This is a genomic window from Paenibacillus sp. IHB B 3415 (assembly GCF_000802655.2).
In the GTDB taxonomy this organism is placed as follows: Bacteria; Bacillota; Bacilli; order Paenibacillales; family Paenibacillaceae; genus Paenibacillus_AQ; species Paenibacillus_AQ phytohabitans.
This window is the reverse complement of sequence record NZ_JUEI01000080.1, coordinates 1-26,558: the sequence shown is the minus strand read 5'-3', so window position 1 is coordinate 26,558 and position 26,558 is coordinate 1. Positions and strand designations below refer to the sequence as shown.

The window sequence follows — 26,558 nt, the reverse complement described above, 5'->3', positions numbered from 1 at the left end:
GTCGGCTTCACGGTCGGTGTCGGCTTCACGGTCGGCGTTGGTTTCACTGTCGGTGTCGGCGTCGGAGTGCACTTAGGCGTCGGCGTCGGCTTCACTGTCGGCGTTGGCTTTACCGTTGGTGTCGGTGTCGGCTTCACTGTCGGCGTCGGCTTTACCGTTGGTGTTGGTGTCGGTTTCACTGTCGGTGTTGGTTTCACTGTCGGTGTTGGCGTCGGAGTGCACTTAGGTGTTGGCGTTGGTTTTACCGTCGGTGTCGGTTTTACCGTTGCTGTCGGCGTTGGTGTTGCGGTCGGTTTGACCGTCGGTGTCGGTTTCACTGTCGGTGTTGGAGTTGGTTTCACCGTCGCCGTCGGCGTTGGTGTTGCAGTCGGTTTCACTGTTGGTGTCGGGCTTGGTGTTGCGGTTGGTGTTGGCGATGGGCTGGGTGTGGGTGTTGCGGTCGGCGACGGACTTGGCGGCGGTCCATCTCCCTGGTATGTTCCGAGGTGCATTTCTACTCCGCCGCTAAAAGACTTGGCAATTAGCGTTCCGTAAAGCTCTGCACCGGAATAATTGACATCCGCCTTAGGCGCCAGTATCGTCCCCAAAAAGGTGGTATACGCAATATTCACCTTGGTCGCTTCGTAGAAATTGAACAACACTTGACTTGCTTTACCGTTATTCATTGCGAAACTTGGTACATTGACCGTAGCTCCACTTATGTTAATAATTAATGTGGCATTCTGGGCAATGTTGAATTGAATATTGTTTGTATTCGCCAGCGTTGCAGCATCCAGATGAACTACGTTAAAAAGATCCGGCGCACTTATTGTAAGTGTTCCATAGTTATTATTACCAATTTCTTTCGTAGCGGACAATGCCCCGTATGCTGCAGAACGCGAGATCAGATACTGCTTCTCAGCCGGGAAATCAATCGGGCTTCCCTGCTTCTTCGCGCCTATAATGTTCACACTAGGCTCATTGGCTTCAATGGTGTCCCCATACACAACGTTTCCGTAGATTTCACCGCTGCCCGAATGTTTAAACTTCTTGCCGGCAACGAGTACGTCGGTAGCTGAAGAATTCCTGTATGCCCTGGCTACCCCGTAACCTCCAGAGAGAGTAATATTCCCCCCCGCTGCAAGACGGCCTTCAATTTGATCATTGCCTTGCGTGAAATCGTCAAAGATAAAAGCATTAAAATTCCCGGCAATCCCCAAGACCGGCGTTGGATTATAAGGTACACCAGATGTTGCCCTTACCTCCGTCCCCCAAGTGAAGGCGCTACTTACGGTCAGTACGCCCGCCAGAATAAAGGCGGCCGCTTTTCGCATTCTTTTTCTCAATAATCTACACCTCCTATTCAACTATTCTATGAAATCGCCGCAAAACTATAACAAAAAAAAGACCGCCACGAAGGGTTAGCTTCACGGCGGCCGGACGACCATAGCCCGGACTTAAGGGGCATCAGATTCCTGACTTTGCGTCCCGCTCTTTCGAAACGGTTTGCGTTTGTACATGATTGATATGAAATTGGAAAAGCTTATGTAATACCCAACTGAGATCTGTGATATTTGTTACTTTAGAACTAACTTCAGTTTAGATGCCACTTGGCATATTGTCAATATATTTCCAATTCATTTCACAGCTATTTTTTTAATGAAAAAAATCAAAAAACCTTTATTTATAAGGATTTATACAAGTTAAAAACATACCTTCCTAACGAAAAAGGTCGATAATTCCGATAATTCGCCGCACTACTTTTTCCTTTTCACAGAACAATTATCTTGCAATTTTAAATATTAAAATTTAGTATTTTAGTCCTACTCCTTCTCCCTTCCCCCACCTCATCTCCGCTTAAGCAAACCTCACCATGGTGAACCTGAAGAAACGGGTGCCATCCCCTTTAAGGACACCACCCGTTTCCAGACATACCAGTGAGCTCTTATATAGTACAAGCCCAATTAGATTCATATATTTTCACAGCAGTCTTTAATCGACATTTCTAGGGAGTTTGCGTAGAGGGCTGAAAATCTGCACACGCAGGAATTCATTTTTAGAGCAGCTGAATCCAGCCAATCATTGATACCCAGAGCGGAACGCTAAGGAATAACCCGAATAATAAACCGCGGCGGAGATTTCCTTCATGACTCATTGCCATTCTCCTTTTAATCTGATTTATTTTTTATTTTTTATTTTTAATCTTTAATATTTCAATTTTAATATAAAATAATTCTTCTTATTTTATTGTGAATTATGTCACATTAATAGCCCTCTTTTTTTAAATACCATTGATTTTTTTTGAACTTCGGGTTAAATTACGAATATACGTTCTCATTTGAGGAGATGAAATTGGTGCACAGAGCAGAGAGCCAGGACAATATGCTGGTGAAATCGTATATCTTGCTGCCGCTCATTTTATCCGCCTTTGAACGCGATGCTTCCATCCTATCTGCAGAGCTGCGTACACCCGCTCCTTACCTGGAGGTTGTCCGGACAGCGGCGGGCGCAGCCATAGCCGACCTGCGGAATGTCCGCACCGAGATGAGAGCCCGTGGTCTGAAGGTCTATGCACAGCAGCAGCTGGAAGTTGGCATTGAAGCCAAATTTGTCTGCAGGGGTTATCATGAACGGATGCTGCTGCTGGATGATGTCATTACCGCCCAGTCTACTATCCGCATGCGCAGATATCTGGGTCTTGGCACTCCGGATTCAACCGCCTTGAGATGAACAGCATTCTGGCGATGTTAATTCTCAACGTTTCTCCCCTCATAAAAAAGAGGCCCGCCATGATCGGCAAGACCTCAGGGTACCATATTACACCGGGGGATGTTTGGTAACCCCAATATACATCCCTTACCTGAAAATAAGCTGATACCCAGATAAAGATTACATTAAAATCGTCCAATACCCAAGCGTGCCGCAGATAACCACAGCCGCTACGGGATACAGGATCTTCCGGCTTACCTGATCCTTAAACACAATAAACAAACAAAGCATACAAAGCCATGCGATAAGAAGGCTGCCCATCTCTTATGCATACGCTCCTTCCCGGCAATTCTGCCCTGGCTCCTGCAGCATACCGCCGCAGAGCCCGCTTTCCATATATATAAGAAGATTACCCGCTGAATATCCCTATCATACCCGCTGACAGCTGATCTGCATGAAATTTTTATTTATTTGGCCACAAACGGATTCACCACTCCTGCTCAAGAACGGGATATTCCCAGAAACCTAAGCGCCCCTTGGCAGGTATAGGATGAGCCAGCGCAACTACCCCCTCCAGCTTCCAGGCATACCGGCCTTCTGCATAATCGCCGAACACATATTCATTCCCGCCCGGCCAGCTCTGCTGCGCCTGCTGAGGCGTAACCCCACAGCAACCGGCCAGCCGGCTGGTCGCAAGGATTACTCCGGAGGGCAGATTATCCGCGGTGTAGCCGTGCCGGGCAAGCACTGATTGATACGGCTCCGTCTTGCATATGGCCTTATCTACCTGCATACCGGCATGGATGGCTAAATCCCCCCGGTAAGACGTCGGCCAGGAACGGGTCTCGATCTGTTTTTCACCCAGCGCAATTAAGGTGGCCCAAGGCTGGCGAATCGTCAGACACTTCATACAAGGCTTGCCTCCATTCCAGAAAACACATAATGTCCAGTTTACACTCAGCTTCCCAGTTGTTCAAAAACTGTATGAGCAGCTTCATCGACCGGTAAGTAGGCCTCAATTCTTGGATATAGATGATGGCCCGCGGAAATATGAATTTGCTTGTACCGGATAGGAACCAACTTATCTGAGGCACCCATTCTGGCTAAGATCATTTTGTGCTGACCATACTCGTTACCTGTGTTGTCAGGCCGCTTATTCCAGTACTTATTGAAATCACTGTATTGCCGGAGTCTTTCGAGGCTATGCGTATACCATGGCTCCTGTCTGGAGCCGGTGTGTAATTTTTGGTAAGCATGTATACCCTCCACTGCATGAGATTCCCATAATTCAAAGGATGCGGCATTGAAGGTCGAGCGGGAGCGCACAGGATAATCCGTATTGAAGTGAAGATCTGCCATATTCAAGTCTTTATAGAAAGCTTGATGTGCAGGCAACTCAAATAACCGGCTAAACCGTTCATTCACCGCCTTGATATTTAACATGTGGTTCACAATCATTGCCGGCAGCGGCAGGCTGCTCAGGATCTGCCTCACTTCTTCCAGCGCCTGCTCCATAGCTGCTCCTTCAAGAGCCGGATAGACCGGGAGATAACCGGCAGCCAGCAGCAGAGCATTCCGTTCAACGGCTGTACACTCCAGATATTCAGCAATACAGATAATCATCCGGCGATCCGGCATACGGTGTGAGCGTCCCATTAATAGGTTTTTATACGTAGGGCAAGCCATATCGTTAAGCTCCTGCTGAGTAAACCGTTTCAACAACGGATGGGGTTGATTAGCATAATCCAGTTGACGTGTTACGCGAAGATTCTCAATTTCAGCGATTACCCCCTTCAACGTCTCATCCTGAACGTCCCTATCCTTACGTATAGTCATCAGGCTCACCGCCTTTACCATATTGAGGTGTAATTCTACTCTTGGTACAAGCCAATTCCTACAGTATACTCCACTATGAAAACAGGGCGCAATTTCCATTACGCTTCTAATTATATTTATGGAGGAGATCCTATGAATCGTGCAATTGTTACAGACTCACCGGCTCATGGATATTTGACCGTCAAGGAAGTCGCCGCACCGGAGGCCCAGCCCGGGGAGGCAATCGTTAGAGTGCATGCTTTCTCCCTTAACCGGGGTGAAGTTGTTGATGCAAGGAAGGAGGCTGAGGGATTCCGGCCGGGCTGGGATTTTGCCGGAACTGTTGTCCAGCAAGCCCGGAATGGCACCGGACCCAGAGAAGGAAGCCGTGTCACCGGGCTTCTCCCGATGGGGGCATGGGCAGAGCGGGTGGCTGCACCCGCTTCGTTCCTGGCAGAGATACCGGATAACATAACCTTCGCCCAAGCCGCCATTTTGCCTGTAGCAGGCCTGTCCGCACTTTACACCCTTAGAAAGGGCGGAATGCTGCTCGGCAAGAAAATATTGATCACCGGCTCCACTGGAGGCGTGGGAATCATGGCTCATCAGTTAGCCGCACAGTCCGGGGCATTTACAGTAGGTGTAGCAAGAACAAAGGAAAAAGCCCAGGTTGCCCGGGAAGCCGGCGCTAATGAGGTCGTGGTTGGAGAAGCTGCGATATCTCAGGCAATTCCTTTCGGTCCTTATCATCTAATCGTGGATTCAGTGGGCGGTGATACACTGGCTGCTTTGATGCCTCAGCTGGAACCGGGAGGGACCCTAGTCTCGATGGGACATTCAGCCTCTCCTTATTCCACACTTGATATCAGAGGCTTAGGCGGCAGAACCTTGTACAGCTTCTTTCTTGGAGAAGAAGTCAGCCGTTACTCCGTAGCCGACGATCTCAAACTGCTGGCCAGCCTCCTCTCAACAGGCCAATTAACACCCCTCATTGAAGTGGAAGCGTCATGGGAGAAGATAGCGGAGGTATCCGAGGCGCTGCTGGAACGCAGATATTCCGGTAAGGCCGTGCTGTTAATCGATTAGCTGATATATAAAAAGCGCGGCCTCCGAAACTCCCGGAGGCCGCGCTGCATATTAATTCTAAGAATGCTGGTGAAGGGAATTGAACCCCCGGCCTACGCATTACGAGTGCGTTGCTCTACCCCTGAGCTACACCAGCTTAAAGGATTGCCCGCCTGCCAAACAAAAAATATTATAACTCTTTCAGCAGAAAACGCAACCCTTTTTGACTATTACCTCTTCCTATCCCTGCATAAGCCCCAGCCCGCGGAAATATTCCAGTGCCTCCTTAGCACTCTCCAGCGAAGACACGGCGTAAGCCTCTTGCTCTACTATATAGTACAGAATCCCGCTCTTCTCTGCCGCCTCAAAGACACTCTGGAAATCAACCTGCCCTTTCCCGAGATCAGTCTCTTCATTATTTGCCCCGAAATCCTTAATGTGAACCAGCGGAACACGGCCGGCATAACGGGAGACATAGTCAATGGGACGTGCTCCGCCCCTGTGTACCCAGCCCAGATCGAACTCTGCAAACATATGGTCCGCAGGAATCTGCCCCAGCCATATATCGATGACTGCTTTGCCGTCTACCTCCGCAAATTCATAATCATGGTTGTGATACCCGTACTGCAGGCCTGCTGCACGGACCATCGCGGAGGCCTTCTCCAGGAAGGGAATCACCGCCGTCACATCTTCCATCGAGGGGTTCTGCGGAAGCGGTGCCGAAGGGGTGATCATATATTGTAAACCAAGTTCCTTCGCATATTCAATTTCTTTGGCTAACGCCCGTTCCATGTTATCCAGACTGCTGAAATCCAGGCCCACATGCGCCGAAGGCGCAGCAAGACCCAACCGGTCCAATGTACGGCGCAGTTCTCCTGCAGACACGCCGAAATAACCGGCAAATTCCACCGCCTGATATCCCATCTCCGCAACTTTGCCCAGTGTACCCAGGAAATCGCGCTCTGTCTGGTCACGCAGTGTGTACATTTGAATCCCGACCTGCTGTGAGGCTTTGGCCATGAAAGATCCGCTCCTTATAGGTTGAATCTGATTACAACTACAGGTGTTCCTTACTCTCCTTGCAGCTTGCGTTCCACGGATTCCAGCTTACTGCGGCTCGTAGAAGGCTTGTCACGACGGTCATCAATCTTAAGCGAGGTGGAAACCCGCTGTGTTCCTGACGTAAACGGCGACTCATGCAGCGCTTCTACCGCAGCAAGAATCCGTGCAACCGGTCCTTCAATAATAGTCCCCATCGAAGTAAGCTCATAGGTAATCCCCTCCACGGTCTGCAGCACACGCTGCATATCGGCCACATAGCTGCTGAGACTGGTACTGCCAGTGCCAATCGGAATAACGGTCACTTCGCCAATCGCCATTGTGAAATCCCTCCTGCAAGTTTGATGAGTCTGCTCTATCCTTACTCCTTAATTGTAACCCTTCAGTGCCCCTCCCACAAATACCCATAGACGCCCCCTCTCTATTACTATCTCCCTCGTAAAATTACCAGGATTAGACGCACTCTATTTATGGAGTCTTTGTGGCATCTTTTGGGACAATTTATGACTCATTTAAGGCCATATCCACAGGAAAGTTGTGGATTACCTGTGGACTAACTGTGGATCATCTGTGAGTAAACCTGCGGAACCCGCTCCCCGCGCGGATTCGCAAAAAAATGTTTACAAACACAATATATTGAGTTACTTTTATTTAACAACAACAAAATATAGTAGAAACAGGTGTTTCGCCCTCTTGCTAGGGTTGAAGCTTAATAGGGAAACACGGTGCAAATCCGCTGCGGTCCCGCCACTGTAACCGGATGTTCCAGCCGCCAGACGCCGCTGGAGCAGCATCCTCCGACAATAAGCCACTAAGGGGCTGCGAGGCCCCTCGGGAAGGCGCCGGAGGGCATACCGGAAGCCAGGAGACCTGCCTGTTTCTGTGGCACCGGTTAGACTCCTGCGAGGAACAGGCGAGGTGCCCGCATGCGGCCTGCACGAGCAGAGTTAGCCTTTCCGTTAATCGGGCCAGAGGCTGCCGATACCTGAGGACGATAGAGTATCGTCCTAAGGTATCGGCTTCTGCGGAAGGTACAAGAACAGGTTCCAGAACAGGACAAGCCCTGTACCCGTTCGTATTTTCCACATAGACCACCGGCAAATTTCCGCTGTTTCGGATATTTGCAATACGCATTCGGGCATTTCCCGCCTCCCGGCTGGAGATGCCTTTTTACTGATGTCATGGAGCACACGCTTCACGCTTACGATACCGAGAGGAGAGAGCTATACAATGACGCTGCTGGAGAAACGATATAACGAAGGACAAGCTGCACAGGAAGTTCTTTTGGAAGAAGTTATTCATTTGGGACGGGATATTATCGACAGCCGGGATTTGGATCTGCTGCGCGAGAACGCCAACTTGAACGGGGAGAGCTTCTCCGGCAAGATGAGCAAATTCGGCAGTGAATATTCCAAGTGGTACGCACGCAATTTCACGATGCCGCCACAGCTCGTGCAGGCTATTGAAGATAATGTTGTATATGTACACGACCTGGATCAATATGCCATTGGAACAACCAACTGCATCTTCATCCCGTTTGAACGTCTGCTCCGCGAAGGCTTCAATACCGGCAACGGCAGCGTCCGCCCTCCGAATTCGATTATGACGGCTATGTCGCTGGTGGCGATTATTTTCCAGTCCCAGCAGAATGCCCAGTACGGCGGCGTATCCGCCAACAAGCTGGATTACGATCTCGCGCCTTATGTCACTAAATCCTTCGCTAAGCTGTTCCGCAAAGGAATGGAATATTTCGAGGAAGGTACAGCCGGCGAAGCGCTCGGCGAGGTCACTATGACCCGCAGCGATCTGGAAGAGAAGTATCCGCGCGCCTTCCGTTTCGCCCTGAAAGAGACAGAAATTGAAACACTTCAGGCTGCGGAGAGCATGGTACATAACCTGAATACCATGTCCAGCCGCTCAGGCGGCCAGATTCCTTTTACCAGTATCAACTACGGAACCTGCACCTCTCCGGAGGGCCAGCTGGTGATTAGCTCCCTCTTAACTGCTACGATGAACGGACTTGGCAGCGGAGAAACACCGGTGTTCCCGATTCAGATCTTCAAATGCAAACAGGGTGTCAACCAGCAGCCTGGTGATCCTAACTATGAGCTGTTCGTGAAAGCGGCAGAGTGCTCTGCACGCCGACTGTATCCGAACTTCGCCAATCTGGATGCTCCGCTGAATATGCAGTACTACGATCCAACCGATCCGGATACTGAATTTGCTACGATGGGCTGCCGGACACGTGTTCTGGGCGACCGCTTCGGACGCAATCACTGCTCTGGTAAAGGCAACCTTTCATTCAATACGCTTAACCTTGTACGCCTAGGACTGGCTTACGGCACAGTAACCGGCCGCCGCCTTGCCGCTGACGAGGAAGGCTTCTTCGAAGATCTTAATCATTATATGGACGTTGCACTGGACGGCCTGCTGCACCGGTTCCGCATTCAGGCTTCCCAGAAAGCCAAAGCCTCCGATTTCATGATGCGTGAAGGCGTCTGGGAAGGCGGCGAGCAGCTTGCACCGGAAGACAGCGTAGGTGAACTGCTGAAGCACGGCAGCCTGTCCCTTGGTTTCATCGGTATGGCCGAGTGCATGAAGGCTATGTACGGCAAACACCATGGCGAAGATATGGAGGTCCATGCCAAGGCAGTGGCTATTGTCCGCCACATGCGTGAATACTGCGACCGCAAGAGCGAAGAGCTGGATCTGAACATTACTCTATTCGCCACGCCTGCCGAAGGTCTCTCCGGCAAGTTCACCAAGATAGACCGCAAGGTTCTCGGTTCCATCCCGGGTGTAACGGACCGGGAATACTATACGAATTCATTCCACATTCCGGTCTATTACGACCTGAGCGCAGCCAAGAAGATCAGCCTGGAAGCTCCATTCCATGAATATTGCAACGCCGGAGCGATCTCTTATGTAGAGCTGAACGGCAACGCCCGCAGCAACCCTGCAGCATTCGTCAAAATCATCAAATACGCGCTGGAGCAGGACATCAGCTATTTCAGCATTAACCACCCGATTGACCGCTGCTCCGGCTGCGGCCACGAAGGTGTGATCGGCACGAATTGCCCATCCTGCGGCGCTCATGAAGATACAACGCATATCCGCCGGCTGCGCCGGGTAACCGGATATCTGACCGGCGACTATCAGACCCGCTTCAATGCCGCCAAGCAAGCCGAAGTACGTGACCGCGTTAAGCATCTATGAACATCTGCGGATATTATCCGGAGTCGATCAATGAAGGAGAGGGATTGCGGGCGGTCCTCTTCTTCAGCGGATGCCGCCACCGCTGCCCCGGATGCTTCAACCCGAAGACCTGGAACTTCAATTATGGAGAGGTCTTCACTCCGGAGCGCAGGCGCGAGATTATCACCGAGATAGCAGATAATCCGCTGCTGGACGGCTTGACTCTGGCAGGCGGGGACCCTTTTTTCTCGGCAGAGGGAGCGGCTGACTTCATCCATGAGCTCCGCGCCGAGCTGCCGGGCTTCCCGGTCTGGATCTATACCGGTTATACGTACGAGGAGCTGACGGCTTCCCCCGGTTCTGCGGAATGGAAGCTGCTGGCCTTATGCCAGGTGGTGATCGACGGACGGTTTGTAGAGGAACTCAAAGACCTGACCCTCTCCTACCGGGGAAGCAGCAACCAGCGGATTATTGATATTCCGGCAAGTCTTGCCGGAGATACGGTTATACTTTGGGAGCCTGCGCTAAGCTTTCAAAGGGTATAAGCTCCCCAGGACATATACTTTCGTATATTTAAAAAGGGTACTAAACTACCGCATTCCGGTGGTTTAGTACCCTTTTATATTTCTCGGCAGGATATATCTTGACGCTGCCCTGACCATGATATAGCCGCTTAGAGCTCCGCTTTACGCGCCGCCTTATGTGCTGTCTCGTCCGCCAGCTCTTCCAGCACGCTGTTCAGCCGCAGCTTCAGTTCCTCGGCCAGCTCAACGACACCCTGGTCGTTGCGCACAGCCTGCGAGTCTACCGCGTAGACTCCGCCAAGAATGTGCCGGGCGCCCAGCACAGACAGCACCGGCTTCAGCGCATAGTCGATCGCGAGCAGATGGGCCAGGCTGCCGCCCATGAAGAGCGGCAGCACGATTTTGCCGGCCAGCCCTTTTTGCGGAACCAGGTCCAGGAAGGTCTTCAGCACTCCCGTATAGGAAGCTTTGTACACCGGACTGACGACGATCACCGCATCAGCTTCAGCCACCAGGCCATTCGCTTTGACGATGGCTTCGCTCTCAAACCTGGTATGAATCAGATCCTCCGCCGGAAGCTCCGCTACATTAATCCGTTCCACTTCAAACCCGCGTTCCCGCAGATCCCCCTCCGCATATTCAATCACCGCATTGATTCGGGATACCAGGGATGGCGTACCGTTTATTACCACTATTTTGGCCACTTCCGCACCTCTTCCGTCCGCTTTTATAAGATATGCCGGGCTGCTGTGCCGGACACAAATACTTTAAATTAGTAATAATCCTAGCAGAGTACAAGGAATATTGTCAAACCTCATTTGCACTTGCAACCCGGCTCTTCTCTGGTTATAATAAACGGCAAACCTATATCCCGACCAGGCCAATGACCGGCATCCAACCGCGAGGCGTCTGCGACCGGAGCACCTTCCTGTTCCCTAAGTTTACCGGGTTTCGCCCGTTACCGCGAAGACCAAAGAGGGCCTTATTCCGCGCTTTACAGCTATTTTACCGGAAATAAGGTCAACCTGGGTGGCACCGCGAGCTGACGCTCCTCGTCCCATGGATGAGGGCGTTTTTTGCATTTTTTTAACACAAAAGGAGCGGATGCGGCATGCTGGACATGAACTGGATCAGGGAGAATGAGGACATTGTACGGAAGACGGCGGAGTGGAAAAAGATAGCGTTCCCGCTTGCGGAACTGCTGGAATGGGATGACCGGCGGCGGGTAGCCCGCCGGGAAACCGAGCAGCGCCGGGCGGACCGGAACGCGCTGACCAAAGAGGTTGAGCGCCTGCTGCGCCAGGGCGACGCTGCAGGCGGAGAACAAGCGAAAGAGCAGGTGCGGGAGATCAACGCCCAGCTGACCACGCTGGAGGCGGAGTTGTTGGAGGCGGAGCGCCGCTGCGGCGAGCTGTTGCTGCTCGCGCCGAACCCCATATCGGCCGATACGCCGATCGGGCCGGATGACAGCGCGAATGTAGAGCTGCGACGGCATGGCGCGCCGCCGGCGTTCGGCTTCAGCGCACGTGACCATGTCGAGCTCGGAGAGCTGCACGGCATCCTAGACATCCCGCGCGGCGTCAAAGCCGGCGGACCCCGCAGCTATGTGCTGAAGGGGGCCGGACTGCTCCTGCATCTGGCCGTACAGCGGCTGGCGCTGGATGTGCTGATGCAGCGTGGCTTCACCGTGATGGATGTGCCGGTAATCGTCCGGCCGGAGGCCTTGGAGCGGACCGGGTTCTTCCCCGGCGGCATGGATCAGACCTATGAGCTGACGGGAGAAAAGCGCTGGCTGGCCGGCACCTCGGAGGTTTCGCTGGTCTCGCTCTACAGCGATGAGACGCTTGAGCTTGAGCAGCCGCTGCGGCTGGCCGGTATGTCGGCCTGCTTCCGCCGTGAGGTAGGCTCAGCAGGCCGCGATGTACGCGGGCTGTACCGTGTGCACCAGTTCTCGAAGATCGAACAGGTGGTAATGTGCCGGAACGATCCCGGAGAGTCGGAGCAGATGCTGCAGGAGATTCTCGGCAATGCCGAGCATATTCTCCAGCTGCTGGAGCTGCCTTACCGGGTAGTGGCCGTCTGCAGCGGCGACATGGCGATGAAGACACATAAGCAATATGACATTGAGACCTGGATGCCCAGCAGGGAAGCCTTCGGTGAGACCCACTCGGCCTCGAATCTGCTCGACTTCCAAGCCCGCCGCTCAGGTATCCGCTACCGCGATGAAGACGGGCGGCTGCAGTACTGCCATACCCTGAACAACACGGCGGTAGCTACGCCGCGCATTCTGATTCCATTGCTGGAGAATCATCAGCAGGAAGATGGATCGGTCTATATTCCGCAGGCACTGCGGCCTTATATGGGCGGCAAGGATAAGCTGATGTTATAGAAACAAGTGGAAACGGCTTTGCCGTCCTTCAATGGGCAGCGAGGCCGTTTCTATTATCTTTCATACTTTACATTGTATTAACATTAAGTTTACATAGTTTTCAGGAAATTCAGCTGTATTCCTCATAATTTTCCTTAAATATTAAAATATTTTAGGAATTCTTCCTATTAATTTATGCACTATTAACAAATTTTGACGAAAAATTGCTTTGGAAACCTATTATCTCTATTATATTTAAGTGGAAATGATATTTTACTGGGAGGTATACTTACATGAAACTTTCTTCACAATGCAGGAGGCCGCTTAGTCTAATCCTAGCGGTTGCACTGCTCTTGACCGGGATATTCCCGGGATTATCGTTAGGTTCCGGTATGGCTTCCGCAGATGCTCCATTAACTGTAACAGCTGCTATTGCAAAGTCACCTAGCGAAGCTATCGTAGTCACAGGTTATGTAGTAGGGTATACCTCAAACGGTCCTTCATATTCATCTACGGACCTTGCCGCTGACACAAATTTGGCTATAGCAGATCAGCCGGGAGAAACGGATAGTTCCAAAATCATGCCGGTCCAGCTCCCGAATACACCTGCCTACATCCGGTCAGAATTCGGTTTGAAATCGAATCCTTCGCTGATTGGAAGGCAGATTGTGGTTACAGGAACAAGAGACACTTACTTCAACGTTCCCGGAGTTAGAAACACTTCCAGTGTTACCCTCTACAGTGAGAACCAGGCTCCGCCTGTTACTGCCTCTCCTGCCTCCGGCTCCAAGATAGGCATAGGCTCTGCTATTACATTAAGTACTTCAGTAACGGCAAGCGTATACTACAGCGTGTATGCTAACGACAGTAATATCGCAGAGATTGATAATAAATTATATGATGCGCCTATCCCTGTAAGTTCCAGCTATAATACTCTCACCATTAAAGCCTACTCTTCATTACCCGATTTAGAGAATGGTCCAACAGCAACTTTTAAATACACTGTATCTGCTGTACTGGACAATCTGAAGATCAGCCAGATTCAAGGCGCAGGGCATACATCCCCTTACCTTGACGGCCTCGTTAGTAATGTCAAAGGTATTGTCACTTACATTAAGGATGCGGATAGTTTCTATATTCAATCCGCTGCAGCCGATATGGATGCGGATGTTTCCACCTCGGAAGCGATCCTAATCTATCAAAAGGGAGGCAGCAGCACTGTTAAAGCAGGCGACTCCGTTACAGTAGACGGCATAGTCCAGGAATACGGCTTCTCCGGACAATTGACGACTACCGAAATCGCCGCCAGCAAGACTACTATTCTCAGCAGCGGCAATGTGCTTCCGGCAGCATCCCTTCTGGGCACTGGCGGACGAGTGGTACCGACTACGGTTATCGATGATGATAAGTTCGCCAAATTCGACCCGACCACGGATGCCATCGACTTCTACGAAAGTCTGGAAGGCATGCGTCTGGAGCTTACCAAACCAACTACTGTGGGCCCTGCTGTCTATTATGCTTCCAGCAGCACGTTCGAAATTCCTGTGGTTACAGTTAACGGAACAGCCAACACGACTGAAGTCACCTCTGCCGCGGGCGGCTTGGTGCTGACTGGTGCTGACTTCAATCCGCAGCGCCTGATCCTCTCCGTGAAATCTGCACCGGTGCTCACCACAGGCCAGCAGTTCACAAGCAACATTACCGGTATTATGAACTATGATTACGGCAAATTCCTGATTTCCACGGAAACGGGTACATTGCCGGATGTCTCACCCAGCAAACTGCAAAGGGAAGTGACTTCTCTCGCTTCAAATGCAGAAGGCAAGCTGAACATCGCTTCCTTTAATATTGAGAACTTCTCTAAACTTAACGATCCCAAGAAGATCGAAAATGTAGCCAAGGATATCGTGAACAATCTCAAAACACCGGACATTATCGGCCTGACCGAGGTCCAGGATAATAACGGCACGGGCACTGGTGTTACCGAAGCTAATGAGAGCTTCGAAGCACTGATTGCTGCCATTGAAGCGATCGACGGCGGTGCATCGGCTTATGCCTACACCGACATCGCTCCGGTTAACAATCAGGACGGCGGCGTTCCGGAAGGCAATATCCGTTCAGGCTTCCTGTACGATACGAACCGCGTTGCACTGAAATCAGGCACACCCGGTTCTGCCACTGAATCCGTCACCTACAGCAAGACCTCCGGTCTTAGTGTAAATCCCGGACGCATCGATCCGACGAACGAAGCCTTCATTGACTCGCGTAAGCCGGTGGCTGCCGAGTTTACTTTCGAAGGCAACGATGTGATCGTGATCGCCAACCATTTCAATTCCAAGAGCAGCGACAATTACCTCTTCGGCTCCGTTCAGCCGCCAGTCTTCACAACGGAAGTCCAGCGGGCCAAGATCGCCAAGGTCGTCAACGGTTTCGTTGAGGATGTGCTTCAAGAGAATGCGGATGCCAATATCGTCGTTCTCGGCGATTTGAATGACTTCCAGTTCTCCAATACGCTGAACATTCTCAAAGGCAGCGCGCTTACGAATCTCGTAAATACCCTGCCGCTGAACGAACGTTATTCCTACGTATTCCAAGGCAATTCACAGACTCTGGATCATATCCTCGTCAACAATCGCCTGGCATCGGACACTACACTCGACATCGTGCATATCAACTCGGACTTTGCTGATCCAGGAGATTATCCTCCAGGCACTGAATTCCCGGCCGATATCCGGATCAGTGACCATGATCCGCTGCTCGCACAAATTGACTTCGCTACGGAGGATTTCAATCTGCGGGTACTGCATACCAATGATACTCACGGTCATTTAGAGAATGTGGCGAAGCGCACTTCAGCTACCAGCAGCGAACGGACAGGCAACACTGTACTGCTGGATGCAGGAGACGTCTTCTCCGGAACCTTATATTTCAATCAGTTCAAGGGCCAGGCAGATATCAAGTTTATGAATAACATCGGCTATGACGTAATGACCTTCGGTAACCATGAATTTGATATGAACGACAAAAATCCTGAAATACTGAAGAATTTCGTAACGGCCGCCCAGTTCCCGTTTGCCAGCTCCAATATCGACTTCACCACGAATAACAGTGAGCTTGCGGATCTCTATCATGAGATGACCGGAATACTTGAAACCGATGAGGCCAAGAGTACGGCCAAGGACGGAAACATCTATCCATCGGTCATCAAGGATGTTTACGGCGAAAAGATCGGTATCTTCGGCCTGACTACTGAGGACACAACTGGTCTATCCTCACCAGGGGACAAAATTATTTTCAAAGAGCATATAGAAAGCGCGAAAAAGACCGTCAAAGCACTGCAAGATCAGGGCATTAATAAGATTATCGCGGTCACCCACCTGGGTTACACCGTAGATCAGGAACTGGCCAAAGACGTTCCGGGTATCGACATTATCGTCGGCGGACACTCGCATACGAAGGTGGATAATCCTCCAACACCGATCGTCAATGTGGGCACCGGCAAGAATGTGCTGATTGTGCAGACCGGTGAATACAGCCAGTTCCTCGGTGAGCTCGACGTGACCTTTGACAAGGATGGTGAAATCAAGGCTTACAAAGGCAAATTGCTGGACGTCAACCTATTTGGCCCAGATGCTGCAGCCAGCGCACTTCTTGCTCCAATCGATGCCGAATTGGCAACTGTCCGGAGTACGGTTGTAGGCTACACCAATGTCGATCTCTACACTTACCGCATGATCAATGGCAAATCGACACGTGTTGTACGCAGTGAAGAAACACCAATCGGGAATATGATTGCCGACAGCATCGCGGAGAAAGTCACAGAACTCCTGCCGAGCTTCGTTTCGGCCAGCGATCGCGCCTCCATCAAGGGTGTTGTTGCTATCCAGAACGGCGGCGGCATACGTGAGGCCATCAATGTTGGTGACATTACAATGGGCGAAGTGCTGACCACACTGCCTTTCGGTAACGGCCTTGCCGCACTTAAAGTAACCGGTGCTGAAATCATCTCCTCACTGGAGAATGCGGTCAGCGGAATCAGCTCCGACCAGGGCCGGTTCGCACACGTCTCCGGTATGAGATACACCTATGATTCGACCAAAAAGCCGGAGATTGTAGATTCATTAACCAACAAAGTAACTCAGGCTGGCGAAAGAATTGTTTCCGTTGATATCAAGCAGGCGGACGGTTCCTACTTGCCGGTTGATCCGGCAGCCTACTACATCCTGTCCACGAACTCCTTCATGGCAGGAGGCGGCGACTTCTACCGTGCGCTGGCTTCAGCCAAAGCAGACGGACGGTATTATGAGCTGGGTCTACCAGACTTTGAAGTCCTGTTAGCCTACCTGAAGAGCCATAATCCGGTGACTTCCAGCATTGAAGGACGTATCACAGACCTGAAAGGTGCAACACCGACTCCGACTCCTACACCAACACCGGCACCGACTTCAGGTTCAGGTGGAGGTCCGGGAACAACAGTACCAACTGCAACACCATCACCTAGTCCAACAGCTACTGCCACAGCAGCAGTGCCGCCGCAGGTAACAACGATTACCGCAGCTGACCTGACTGCACAGCTCGCAGCCCTGCCTGCCGGCACCAGTGAGCTGATCATCCCGCTTACGGCTTCAGCAGGCGGTGCTCAAGTTGTACTGCCGGGCAGTGTGCTGGTTCAGCAGGCTGCTGCTAAACCAAATACAGTGCTGACTTTCACCTCTACCGGCGGAGCATCCTATTCGCTGCCGCTGAGCCTTATTAACGGAACGGCACTGGCTGCCCAGCTTGGTACCAGTGACTTTACGGTTACAGTCTCTCTGCTCCAGGCGGATACCGCCACACTCGACAGTCTGCATAAGGCTATCGCAGCACAGGCTGGCTCCGTCACTCTGGCCGCACCGGTCATTGAATTCTCGGTTACCGCTGAGGCCGGCAATAAAAGTGTGCCGCTGAACAGCTTCGGCAGCACCTACGTGAAGCGGACTATTACTGCGACGGGAACGTTGAGTTCTCAAGGGGCAACAGCCGTATCCTATGACCCGGCTACCGGCAAGCTGTCCTTCGTACCTTCCATCTTCGCCGGCATTTCAGGCGGAAATACCGAGGTGACGATCAAACGCAACAGCAACAGCTACTATACGGTTGTGAAGTCTACCAAGACCTTCGGTGATACTACAGGGCACTGGGCGCAATCATCCATTGAGCTGCTGGCTTCCAAGCTGATTATTACCGGCACCAGCAGTACCGCGTTCTCGCCATCGCTGTCTATCACGCGGGCAGAATTCGCGGCACTGATTACCCGCTCTCTCGGACTCGCATCCGCAAGCGGAGGAGCCACCTTCAGTGATGTCAGTACAGGTGCATGGTATGCTGATGCCGTACAGACAGCAGCCGCAGCAGGTCTGATTACCGGATATACGGATGGCAGCTTCAAGCCGGGCAATCCGATCAGCCGCCAGGAAATGGCTGCGGTCCTGTCCAAAGCCATCAAGTACACTGGCAAAACCCTGACTGCCGATCCGGCAGTGCTGGCTAAATTCAGTGATGCTGCAGGCATCCCGGACTGGTCCAGAGCAGCAGTAGCAGAAATAGCTGCCGAAGGCATCATTCAGGGGACACCTGACGGCGCGTTCGCTCCAGCGAAGCTGGCTACCCGTGCGGAAGCCGCTACGATGCTGGAGAAGACCTTGAAGTCACTTCAATTCATTAACTGACCAGGCTCAAAGTTATACAGTGAAAAGGCGGTACCCGCGGTGCATGATGCGCTGAGGGTACCGCCTTTTTCTATACAGGTATGATTACTTCGCCAGCGATGGCACCGGCACCTGTACTACCACTTCAAATTCAGGGATATACTCTTTCTCTTGGTTCCCCTCCGGGTCTATGGACAATATCCGGAAGGGCTTTACCGTAATATGATCCGTCTTATACTGGAGCGGTTCGAATAGAGCAGCAGCGATCAGCACATTGCCTCCTGTGGCATTCCAGCCGGTAGACCCGTTGATCTCCCGCAATACATGGCCCTGATCATCCACAAGATCATAGCCCAAGAAATCCTTATGATTGACAGGCTGACCTGCAGGCCGTTCAAGCCGGGTGGTGATCCTCGTTGTAATCGGAGTAAGCTCAACAGTATCCAGCGTGAAAATCATACCGGAGCTCTGACGGATTAACGGCTCCGCAATGATGCTGTGGTAGGTCTTCTTTTGCACCGGCAGCTTAATTACAAAAGGCTCCTGTATCCCCAGTACGTCTATGGTAAGCGTAAGCTCAAAATCATCCGGGAAAGCCCGCCCCCCCTGATTCTGCAAATCCGTGAATTGGATGATCCTTGAATCCGCATCCTTCCCGCGAAGCGAGAACGGGCCAAAGGAACCGCCACCGCTGCTGCCAAGCGGACCATAGGTATTGATATCCTCACCGTTGATCGACAGCTTAATATCTGTCATGAGATCACTAACATCCCCCTGCCGGAACTCCAACACATCCGTTTGGCGCTCGATCCCAAGCGATACGCGAATTCCATCGTACATCACTTCAGGTACAGTAAGCGTTAGTCCGTCATGGGTATCGCTCAGCTCAGGTTTCTGTACTGCCGCCAGCCCCTGCTGGTCCGCATTCCGCAGCCCCAGATCCCCGGCCAGCCTGAAGATCGACTCCATCCCCGGAATCTGCTTAATGGACGCAGCCAGCGTCGGGGAGATAAATTCTGTCCCCGTGATCAGCAGAAACAGCAGCAGCACCGCAGCCACTATGCTTGTACCTCTTCGAAGTACACTGCCTCGTCTTCTGCTTAATCCGACTGGTTCTGTCCTCGTTCCCCGCTGCTGCCCGTCCTTGTACCGGTTCATTATGTGTTCCTCCAGATCTACCTGGACCGGTGTATCACGGACCATCCGTCCGATCCGCTCCAGTTCTTCTTCCTCCCTGTTAGCGTGGTTCATGCGCGATCATCCCTCCACTGTTTTGACGGCGTCCGAGTTTTTTGCGCAGCCGTTCATATTTTTTGCGGACCGCCCCGGGGTTCAAGTCCATAATCGTTCCGATTTCCTCAAAGCTATGCTCCTCCAGTGCCCTCAGCAGCAGAATTTGCCGTTCTTCCATACTCAGCTTCGCCAGCAGTTCATGAACAACCTCCGTATATCGTGAACCTTCGGCGCACTCCGCCTGCTGCTGATGGCTCCTGTAGATGGAGAGCAGCCTGAAGCCTTTGTTCCTCTGTTTAATCCGGTCCAGGCAATGGTTGCGTGCAATGGTGTACAGCCAGGCCGAGAAAGAGACCTTTGCCGAGTACTGCCCCACCCGCTCCAAGGCTCTGATAAAAATCTCCTGAGCCGCATCCTCCGCCTCTTCCCGGTTACCCAGCAGGAAATAGCAGTACAGGTAAATCGGCCGCTGAAAATGTCTGATGATCCAAGTGAAGGCCTGTATATCTCCCAGCTGAACCTTCTCGACCCTTTGCTCCACGGTCAGCTCTGCCGCCTGCTCCTGTTCTGCGTCTCTATTCGTCCGGCAGATTTCCGTTTCATCCACAGCTCCCCCTCCTCTCTGCCTGTATAACTGTCAAAATCCTGATTTTGTGACACGCGCTCTAAAAAATCCTGGAGACTCGTGAAGTCAGCCCTTGCAAACACGAATATGTTCGTTTATTATAAAACTAACATTATGTTCTATGTTTATAGAACTAAATCAAAAATAGTTGTCATTTGTTCATTATATCGCTGCCGTAATATCACTTCTCCAGAAAGCAGGTACCCCCTATGGATTACAAGGTAACAGTCGATTTCGCGCCAATCTATGAGTGCATCTCCAGCTTAAATGCTTTTATCGGGAAGCAGAACCACAATGCTATGGACGCTGGAATCTCCTGGATTCGCGAGGTGCAGACCCGGTTCGCCCCCGTAATGCTCCAGAAAATGAAAGAAGTAATGAAGCTCACCGATAACTTCAGTCTGTCACCTTACATATGGAGCTGTCCGGAAGAGCGCACGGTCAAGAAGTTCCTGGGCTGGTTCGAAGCCCTCTCCCCGGGTGAGCTGTATGAGATTGCCGGCCGCTTCGGGCAGACTGTCCCCTCCAACCTGGCCGAGCTGCGAAGCTCTACCGCTGAGGTCATCAGAGCATGGGATACAGGGTATTTCAGCAGCATTGATCCGGCCATTATGGAAGGGCTGCAGCAGGAGGCTGCGGCAAGGGCGACGCTGCTGAACGGGACGAATGATATGGAGGTGTACGAAGCGGCTACAGCAGGTATGCGGCTATACCCTTCGGAGACCCTGAAGCAGGTAATTATCACCCCGCAATATCATGCCCGCCCTTTGGTAACTTCCACGCTTTTTGATGAATTTGTATTCACCAGCTACTCCTGCGATGTTCTTCCTCCGGAAGATGGGCGGCCCGCACCGGCTCTGCTGCGGCTTACCCGGGCGCTGTCGGATGAGACGCGGCTCTACATTCTCCGCCTGCTGACCGGCAGGCAGCTGAATTTCACTGAGATTGTGAAGGAGGTCGGCCTGTCCAAAAGCACGATCCACTACCATCTGATCGCACTGCGGGCGGCGGGCCTGGTCATTGTTCATACTACCAGCAAAAACACGTCCTACAGCCTGCGCCTTGAGGCGCTGAATGGCCTGCCCGGACGAATCGGGGAATATCTGGAGGGGTGAGTTCTATGCAGAAACGCAGCTATTACGGGTTATTATCCACGATTTCCTTGAGTGCCTTCGGCGATGCCTTTGGACTGCTGGCAATGGAATGGCTTGTCTATGAGCTGACTGGCTCCAAGCTGGCTATGGGTGCACTTGCCCTCAGCTCCATGATTCCGGAACAGGTGCTCCGCCTGCTCGGCTCACCCTTGTCCGACCGGCTGCCCCGCGTCCGGTTCATGGCCTGCCTCGCCTCTCTGCGATTGCTGGCCCTCCTGCTGCCGCTGGGCATGGGGCTGGCCGGCCACCTGCAGCTGTGGCATTTGTTCGCTGCCGCCAGTCTCAGCGGAGCCTGCTCCGCCTTGTTCATGCCAACCGCAATGGCCGTGATTCCCGGCATCGCAAGCACCAGCAAGCTGATGCGCGCCTTTGCAATCATCGACGGCTGCAAGGGTGCCGCCGCACTCCTCGGCCCGGCCCTCGCCGGTGTGTTGACCGCAGCCAGCGGGGCCTTGCCGGCGCTCGGCATCAATGCCGTTTGTTATACGGCAGCGATAGCCACTCTGCTGTTGCTCCCCCGCATGGGTAAGCCGGCAGCAGCCCCTGCCGGCAGCTTCTCGATAGCCCTCTATCTGCGGGAGGTAGCCGAAGGCTTCTCGTTCTACCGGCAGTTTCCCGCCATGCTGACGATTATGATGATGGCCGCCGTCAGCAATCTAAGCTCCATTGCCGTGTGGACCATGATGGTCCCTTATGTCCGCGAGGTGCTGCACCGGGATGCGGCGGCAGTGGGCTCGCTGTCCACTGCCTCTGCGCTCGGATACTTAGCCGGGCTGGGCGTGATCTCCCTTATGGGCGAGATCACGAAGCGGCGCATCGTGATGCTCGGCAGCCTGGGCTTATCGGGTATCGTCACTATGGTGTGGGGGTTCATCCCCAGCTATTTCTTTGCCCTATTTGCGGTATTCGCCGCCGGACTGCTGGGACCTTTCTTCGGCTCCTTAAGCTCCTCCCTGCATGGACGGCTGGTTCCCGGCTATCTGCAGGGGCGGGTGAACTCGGTCCGGTTCCTGATTGGCGGGAGCCTGTCGCCGCTCGGCGCCCTGGCAGGAGGAGCGGTCGCTGAGCTCTATGGGGTGCCTGCTCTTTTGCTGGCCGCAGGAATTCTTCCTGCCCTGTATGCAGGAGTGGCGCTGCTCTTGCCGGGACTGAAGGCGCTGGACGGGGACTTATCCGTGCTGGAACAGAGCACGCGTCCGAAGAGTGAAGTTACCCTAACGGGCAATATGCCTGTGTAGATTGAACTCTGTTTTTTAATATTATGCGCTAGGCTGCGAATCGAAACTGCGTGAAATGTTTGGACTCCCGGCGGGCGGGCACTTTAATTTCGTGTGGGCTAGAAGTATAATGTTGTACTTTCTGCAGAATTTTCGCACAGAAGGGGCCTTCCGGGGCGTATTGTTGTACTTTTTGCAGGATTTTTGCCGGTTTCGTGCTGGTCAGCAGTACACTTGCACCAAACCTGACATGAGTAGATATGGAAAAATAACCCTTCACAAAAAAATCGGTTCCCCCTAAAGTTGTAGTTACCACAGCCACAACATGAAATAGGAGGAACCTTGAATCAAATTATAAATTTTAAGACCGTGGCTGGTCAACTTTTAAATTGGATTCCGGTGGACAAAAGGCATCCGGTGCACGACCATCGCGTCCCCAAATTAACAACGTACCGAACCCTTTTCTTGTTTCTTTTCGCCTTGCTCCAAAATCAACCGTCCTTGTCTGAGTTTTCTGCCTACTTTCGTAAAGCAAAATGGTTACAGCAGATCGTGGGCTTCTCTTCCATTAGTGACTCGGCCCTCAACCGACGGCTTCAGCGCATCCCTCTTTTTCTCCTTCAAGATATCTATACCGACCTGATGGAGGTGCTGATTCAGTGTCAGCTTAAGCAAGATCGTTTTCCGGACATCGGGGCGTTAACCGTCATCGACTCCACTCAACTTTCGCTTACGGCTCACGGGGAGCACTGGGCGTTTATCCAAAAGGGGCAGGTTAAGGTCAAGCTTCATCTTGGGTTGCATGTCTACAATGAGCAGAATGCGCACCCTGGACGAGCGGTGTTCTCGACTGCCGGCGTCGCGGATCACGATCCGGAAGTGCTCGATCGGCTGCTTCAACCCGATCGGGAGTGGCCTCTGGAGTTCGGCGAATCCGAATGACCAGCGCATGGCCGTCATCCTTCTCAAAGGCCTGCTCCTGAAGTTTCCTATGCTGAAGGTAAAGCATATTTTGGGCGACAAAGGGTACGACTGCACGGCCATCTACCAGTTGATTCATTCGTTAGGCGCCTATCCGGCGATTCCCATGATTCACCGCAAAGATCCGCCCGAGGGAATGAACCTGGATTACACTCCGGTATGCTCCCAAGGGCATGCCTACCGTTACGACAGTTTTGATGCCAAGTACAAAACGCTGAAGTATACCCAGCCGAGCGAGTGCAAAGGCTGTCCGCTTTCCGGTTCCGGCTGTCAAAAGGTGTTTAAAATCCGCATACAAACGGATTTACGTAAGCATACCTATCCCGCAAGAGGGAGCGAAAGCTTTACAGAGCTTTACAAAAAGCGTACGGCAGTGGAGCGTGTTTTTGCCTATCTCAAAGAGTATTTTGGAATGAAACGCACACGTCACCGCGGCGTCCGGGCAAGTGTCGATTTCCAGCTCAGTACGCTAGCTTACAATCTGAGTAAATTTGCGTTAGACAAGTTGAACCAGCAGTTGAGAAACTCCCAGCAAGTGGCCTAATTTTTAAAAAACGACCTTGGATTTTGGCCAAGTCTTGCTATTCAGCCAACTGAATTATGAAATTGACTCCATAATACAACAATTTCCTCCTCCTATCGGCCCAAAACCAGAATTGTTGTACAAAAGGCAGCATTTCACCTTTTTCAAGCAGCTCAGCAGCAGTACACTTGCATCAAACCTGACATGAGTAGATATGGAAAAATAACCCTTCACAATAAAAACGGTTCCCCCTAAAGTTGTAGTTACCACAGCCACAACATGAAATAGGAGGAACCTTGAATCAAATTATAAATTTTAAGACCGTGGCTGGTCAACTTTTAAATTGGATTCCGGTGGACAAAAGGCATCCGGTGCACGACCATCGCGTCCCCAAATTAACAACGTACCGAACCCTTTTCTTGTTTCTTTTCGCCTTGCTCCAAAATCAACCGTCCTTGTCTGAGTTTTCTGCCTACTTTCGTAAAGCAAAATGGTTACAGCAGATCGTGGGCTTCTCTTCCATTAGTGACTCGGCCCTCAACCGACGGCTTCAGCGCATCCCTCTTTTTCTCCTTCAAGATATCTATACCGACCTGATGGAGGTGCTGATTCAGTGTCAGCTTAAGCAAGATCGTTTTCCGGACATCGGGGCGTTACGCGTCATCGACTCCACTCAACTTTCGCTTACGGCTCACGGGGAGCACTGGGCGTTTATCCAAAAGGGGCAGGTTAAGGTCAAGCTTCATCTTGGGTTGCATGTCTACAATGAGCAGAATGCGCACCCTGGACGAGCGGTGTTCTCGACTGCCGGCGTCGCGGATCACGATCCGGAAGTGCTCGATCGGCTGCTTCAACCCGATCGGGAGAACCCTACGTATGTCATGGATCGCGGCTATCCCGGATACAACCAGTTTTGTGAATGGGACCAGGCGGGCATTCGGTTTGCCGTACGGATAAAACAGAACAACCGACTGACGGTGACGCAGTACACTTGCACCAAACCTGACATGAGTAGATATGGAAAAATAACCCTTCACAAAAAAATCGGTTCCCCCTAAAGTTGTAGTTACCACAGCCACAACATGAAATAGGAGGAACCTTGAATCAAATTATAAATTTTAAGACCGTGGCTGGTCAACTTTTAAATTGGATTCCGGTGGACAAAAGGCATCCGGTGCACGACCATCGCGTCCCCAAATTAACAACGTACCGAACCCTTTTCTTGTTTCTTTTCGCCTTGCTCCAAAATCAACCGTCCTTGTCTGAGTTTTCTGCCTACTTTCGTAAAGCAAAATGGTTACAGCAGATCGTGGGCTTCTCTTCCATTAGTGACTCGGCCCTCAACCGACGGCTTCAGCGCATCCCTCTTTTTCTCCTTCAAGATATCTATACCGACCTGATGGAGGTGCTGATTCAGTGTCAGCTTAAGCAAGATCGTTTTCCGGACATCGGGGCGTTAACCGTCATCGACTCCACTCAACTTTCGCTTACGGCTCACGGGGAGCACTGGGCGTTTATCCAAAAGGGGCAGGTTAAGGTCAAGCTTCATCTTGGGTTGCATGTCTACAATGAGCAGAATGCGCACCCTGGACGAGCGGTGTTCTCGACTGCCGGCGTCGCGGATCACGATCCGGAAGTGCTCGATCGGCTGCTTCAACCCGATCGGGAGAACCCTACGTATGTCATGGATCGCGGCTATCCCGGATACAACCAGTTTTGTGAATGGGACCAGGCGGGCATTCGGTTTGCCGTACGGATAAAACAGAACAACCGACTGACGGTGACGCGCCTGCGGCCACTCCCTCCAGAGTGTGGGATTGTGGAAGACGCTGAGGTGCTGGTCCCAAGCTCGAAAGGAGAACCCCATCGAATGCGGCGAGTGACCTATCCGTATGTGAACCGGAAGGGAAAGGAGTGTACCAGCGTTGTACTCACGAACCGGTGGGATGTGGAGGCACCAGTACTTGCACAGATTTATAAGCTTCGCTGGCAAATAGAGACGTTTTTCAAGACCTTTAAGCACCGAATGAATGGGGCCCATTTGTACACCAATCAAGCAGAAGGCGTGACGCGTCAAGTACTGCTTAGCCTGATTGCTTATGCGTTTATGGAATTGATACGAGTGATTGGGGCTCCCGAACAAACAATTCAGCGGGTCTTACAGCTCTTCCGCTTGTACGCCGATGCCGAACCTTGTGACTTTCGGGAAGCCTTAGAGGGGAAAAAGACCCGCACGAGTAAGGGCAGGCGAAAAAAGCCAAAGATCGGTCGCCCCCGGAAACACCCACTCGTGCCCAAAGCCAAGCGAATAGTCGTTGTTTTTTAAGTGAATAAGCAATTCCAAATCCATTTTAAAAAAATGTGCTGTGGCTGGTGTAGATTTCGTGCGGCCTTTTTTAGATAAAATCGAGTCTGTTCACCCTC

Annotated in this window: 20 protein-coding genes, 1 tRNA gene and 2 riboswitches; of the genes, 12 read left to right on the top strand and 9 right to left on the bottom strand. The window is 51.9% G+C overall.

What is annotated here, in order from left to right; translation table 11 throughout:
• Nucleotides 1-1,325, bottom strand: a 1,325-nt coding sequence (locus QW71_RS40160; protein ID WP_152679891.1) for a choice-of-anchor A family protein, incomplete at its 3' end; no start/stop codon positions are given.
• 82 nt (nt 1,326-1,407) lie between these two features.
• Nucleotides 1,408-1,500, bottom strand: a riboswitch (cyclic di-GMP riboswitch).
• A gap of 834 nt (nt 1,501-2,334) precedes the next feature.
• On the opposite strand from QW71_RS40160, the gene QW71_RS29115 reads away from it, so the two are divergent.
• The gene (locus tag QW71_RS29115) at nt 2,335-2,709 is read left to right on the top strand and encodes a hypothetical protein (RefSeq protein WP_042133162.1); all 375 of its coding nucleotides are present in this window, start codon (nt 2,335-2,337) and stop codon (nt 2,707-2,709) included.
• A gap of 466 nt (nt 2,710-3,175) precedes the next feature.
• Here the strand turns inward: QW71_RS29115 and QW71_RS29110 are convergent, their stop codons facing one another.
• Both QW71_RS29110 and QW71_RS29105 read right to left on the bottom strand, forming a co-directional pair.
• On the bottom strand, nt 3,176-3,598 hold the full coding sequence (locus tag QW71_RS29110; protein ID WP_039307636.1) for an ASCH domain-containing protein: 423 nt from the start codon (nt 3,596-3,598) through the stop codon (nt 3,176-3,178).
• A gap of 47 nt (nt 3,599-3,645) precedes the next feature.
• Nucleotides 3,646-4,524, bottom strand: a complete 879-nt coding sequence (locus tag QW71_RS29105; RefSeq protein ID WP_039307633.1) for a hypothetical protein — start codon at nt 4,522-4,524, stop codon at nt 3,646-3,648.
• A gap of 132 nt (nt 4,525-4,656) precedes the next feature.
• Here QW71_RS29105 and QW71_RS29100 point away from each other — a divergent pair, with 132 nt between their 5' ends.
• On the top strand, nt 4,657-5,589 hold the full coding sequence (locus QW71_RS29100; RefSeq protein WP_039307630.1) for a zinc-binding dehydrogenase: 933 nt from the start codon (nt 4,657-4,659) through the stop codon (nt 5,587-5,589).
• A gap of 64 nt (nt 5,590-5,653) precedes the next feature.
• Here the strand turns inward: QW71_RS29100 and QW71_RS29095 are convergent.
• The 3 genes from QW71_RS29095 to QW71_RS29085 all read right to left on the bottom strand — a co-directional run bounded on the left by QW71_RS29095 (nt 5,654) and on the right by QW71_RS29085 (nt 6,947).
• Nucleotides 5,654-5,725, bottom strand: a tRNA-Thr gene (locus tag QW71_RS29095).
• An 83-nt stretch (nt 5,726-5,808) separates the two neighbouring features.
• On the bottom strand, nt 5,809-6,588 hold the full coding sequence (locus tag QW71_RS29090) for a sugar phosphate isomerase/epimerase (protein ID WP_039307628.1): 780 nt from the start codon (nt 6,586-6,588) through the stop codon (nt 5,809-5,811).
• Nucleotides 6,589-6,638: 50 nt separating this feature from the next.
• A complete protein-coding gene (locus tag QW71_RS29085) occupies nt 6,639-6,947 on the bottom strand; it encodes an MTH1187 family thiamine-binding protein (RefSeq protein ID WP_039307625.1) in 309 nt (102 codons plus the stop codon).
• Between the two features lie 341 nt (nt 6,948-7,288).
• Nucleotides 7,289-7,520: riboswitch (cobalamin riboswitch) on the top strand.
• A gap of 337 nt (nt 7,521-7,857) precedes the next feature.
• On the opposite strand from QW71_RS29085, the gene QW71_RS29080 reads away from it, so the two are divergent.
• Nucleotides 7,858-9,843: an anaerobic ribonucleoside triphosphate reductase gene (locus QW71_RS29080; protein WP_039307623.1), complete on the top strand. Its 1,986-nt coding sequence runs from the start codon at nt 7,858-7,860 to the stop codon at nt 9,841-9,843.
• Nucleotides 9,840-10,367, top strand: a complete 528-nt coding sequence (nrdG, locus tag QW71_RS29075; protein WP_039307620.1) for an anaerobic ribonucleoside-triphosphate reductase activating protein — start codon at nt 9,840-9,842, stop codon at nt 10,365-10,367. The genes QW71_RS29080 and nrdG overlap by 4 nt, the downstream gene beginning before the upstream one ends.
• A gap of 128 nt (nt 10,368-10,495) precedes the next feature.
• On the opposite strand, the gene ssuE is transcribed toward nrdG, so the two are convergent.
• Nucleotides 10,496-11,050 (bottom strand): NADPH-dependent FMN reductase, encoded by a 555-nt coding sequence (ssuE, locus tag QW71_RS29070; protein WP_039307619.1) that lies wholly within the window; start codon nt 11,048-11,050, stop codon nt 10,496-10,498.
• Nucleotides 11,051-11,457: 407 nt separating this feature from the next.
• On the opposite strand from ssuE, the gene serS reads away from it, so the two are divergent.
• Both serS and QW71_RS37415 read left to right on the top strand, forming a co-directional pair.
• On the top strand, nt 11,458-12,735 hold the full coding sequence (gene serS, locus QW71_RS29065; protein WP_039307617.1) for a serine--tRNA ligase: 1,278 nt from the start codon (nt 11,458-11,460) through the stop codon (nt 12,733-12,735).
• A 272-nt stretch (nt 12,736-13,007) separates the two neighbouring features.
• Entirely contained in the window at nt 13,008-18,422 is a 5,415-nt protein-coding gene (locus tag QW71_RS37415; RefSeq protein ID WP_047014042.1) for an S-layer homology domain-containing protein, read from the top strand.
• An 84-nt stretch (nt 18,423-18,506) separates the two neighbouring features.
• Here the strand turns inward: QW71_RS37415 and QW71_RS29055 are convergent, their stop codons facing one another.
• Entirely contained in the window at nt 18,507-19,652 is a 1,146-nt protein-coding gene (locus QW71_RS29055; protein WP_039307615.1) for a DUF4179 domain-containing protein, read from the bottom strand.
• On the bottom strand, nt 19,639-20,241 hold the full coding sequence (locus tag QW71_RS29050; RefSeq protein WP_235441585.1) for an RNA polymerase sigma factor: 603 nt from the start codon (nt 20,239-20,241) through the stop codon (nt 19,639-19,641). Before QW71_RS29050 ends, QW71_RS29055 begins: the two co-directional genes overlap by 14 nt.
• Before the next feature lie 227 nt (nt 20,242-20,468).
• Here QW71_RS29050 and QW71_RS29045 point away from each other — a divergent pair, with 227 nt between their 5' ends.
• From QW71_RS29045 to QW71_RS29025, 6 genes are all read left to right on the top strand, one after another.
• A complete protein-coding gene (locus QW71_RS29045; RefSeq protein WP_039307613.1) occupies nt 20,469-21,374 on the top strand; it encodes a helix-turn-helix transcriptional regulator in 906 nt (301 codons plus the stop codon).
• Between the two features lie 5 nt (nt 21,375-21,379).
• A complete protein-coding gene (locus tag QW71_RS29040; RefSeq protein ID WP_039307611.1) occupies nt 21,380-22,651 on the top strand; it encodes an MFS transporter in 1,272 nt (423 codons plus the stop codon).
• A 321-nt stretch (nt 22,652-22,972) separates the two neighbouring features.
• Nucleotides 22,973-23,572: a hypothetical protein gene (locus QW71_RS40665; protein WP_052770412.1), complete on the top strand. Its 600-nt coding sequence runs from the start codon at nt 22,973-22,975 to the stop codon at nt 23,570-23,572.
• 7 nt (nt 23,573-23,579) lie between these two features.
• Nucleotides 23,580-24,155 (top strand): transposase, encoded by a 576-nt coding sequence (locus tag QW71_RS29035; protein ID WP_052770409.1) that lies wholly within the window; start codon nt 23,580-23,582, stop codon nt 24,153-24,155.
• 275 nt (nt 24,156-24,430) lie between these two features.
• Nucleotides 24,431-25,192 carry a transposase gene (locus QW71_RS29030; RefSeq protein ID WP_039307608.1) on the top strand — a complete coding sequence of 254 codons (762 nt, stop codon included), beginning with the start codon at nt 24,431-24,433 and terminating at the stop codon, nt 25,190-25,192.
• A 41-nt stretch (nt 25,193-25,233) separates the two neighbouring features.
• Nucleotides 25,234-26,460, top strand: coding sequence for an IS4 family transposase (locus tag QW71_RS29025; protein WP_039307607.1), 1,227 nt, complete (start codon nt 25,234-25,236; stop codon nt 26,458-26,460).
• Nucleotides 26,461-26,558: the final 98 nt, after the last annotated feature.

Bases quoted from the DNA above. Each gene is read 5' to 3' on its own strand.
- QW71_RS29105 (WP_039307633.1), bottom strand. From the start codon at position 4,524: ATGACTATACGTAAGGATAGGGACGTTCAGGATGAGACGTTGAAGGGG.
- serS (WP_039307617.1), top strand. From the start codon at position 11,458: ATGCTGGACATGAACTGGATCAGGGAGAATGAGGACATTGTACGGAAG.
- nrdG (WP_039307620.1), top strand. From the start codon at position 9,840: ATGAACATCTGCGGATATTATCCGGAGTCGATCAATGAAGGAGAGGGA.
- QW71_RS29040 (WP_039307611.1), top strand. From the start codon at position 21,380: ATGCAGAAACGCAGCTATTACGGGTTATTATCCACGATTTCCTTGAGT.
- QW71_RS29100 (WP_039307630.1), top strand. From the start codon at position 4,657: ATGAATCGTGCAATTGTTACAGACTCACCGGCTCATGGATATTTGACC.
- QW71_RS29055 (WP_039307615.1), bottom strand. From the start codon at position 19,652: ATGAACCACGCTAACAGGGAGGAAGAAGAACTGGAGCGGATCGGACGG.
- QW71_RS29045 (WP_039307613.1), top strand. From the start codon at position 20,469: ATGGATTACAAGGTAACAGTCGATTTCGCGCCAATCTATGAGTGCATC.
- QW71_RS29110 (WP_039307636.1), bottom strand. From the start codon at position 3,598: ATGAAGTGTCTGACGATTCGCCAGCCTTGGGCCACCTTAATTGCGCTG.
- QW71_RS29090 (WP_039307628.1), bottom strand. From the start codon at position 6,588: ATGGCCAAAGCCTCACAGCAGGTCGGGATTCAAATGTACACACTGCGT.
- QW71_RS29035 (WP_052770409.1), top strand. From the start codon at position 23,580: ATGGCCGTCATCCTTCTCAAAGGCCTGCTCCTGAAGTTTCCTATGCTG.
- QW71_RS29085 (WP_039307625.1), bottom strand. From the start codon at position 6,947: ATGGCGATTGGCGAAGTGACCGTTATTCCGATTGGCACTGGCAGTACC.
- QW71_RS37415 (WP_047014042.1), top strand. From the start codon at position 13,008: ATGAAACTTTCTTCACAATGCAGGAGGCCGCTTAGTCTAATCCTAGCG.
- QW71_RS29080 (WP_039307623.1), top strand. From the start codon at position 7,858: ATGACGCTGCTGGAGAAACGATATAACGAAGGACAAGCTGCACAGGAA.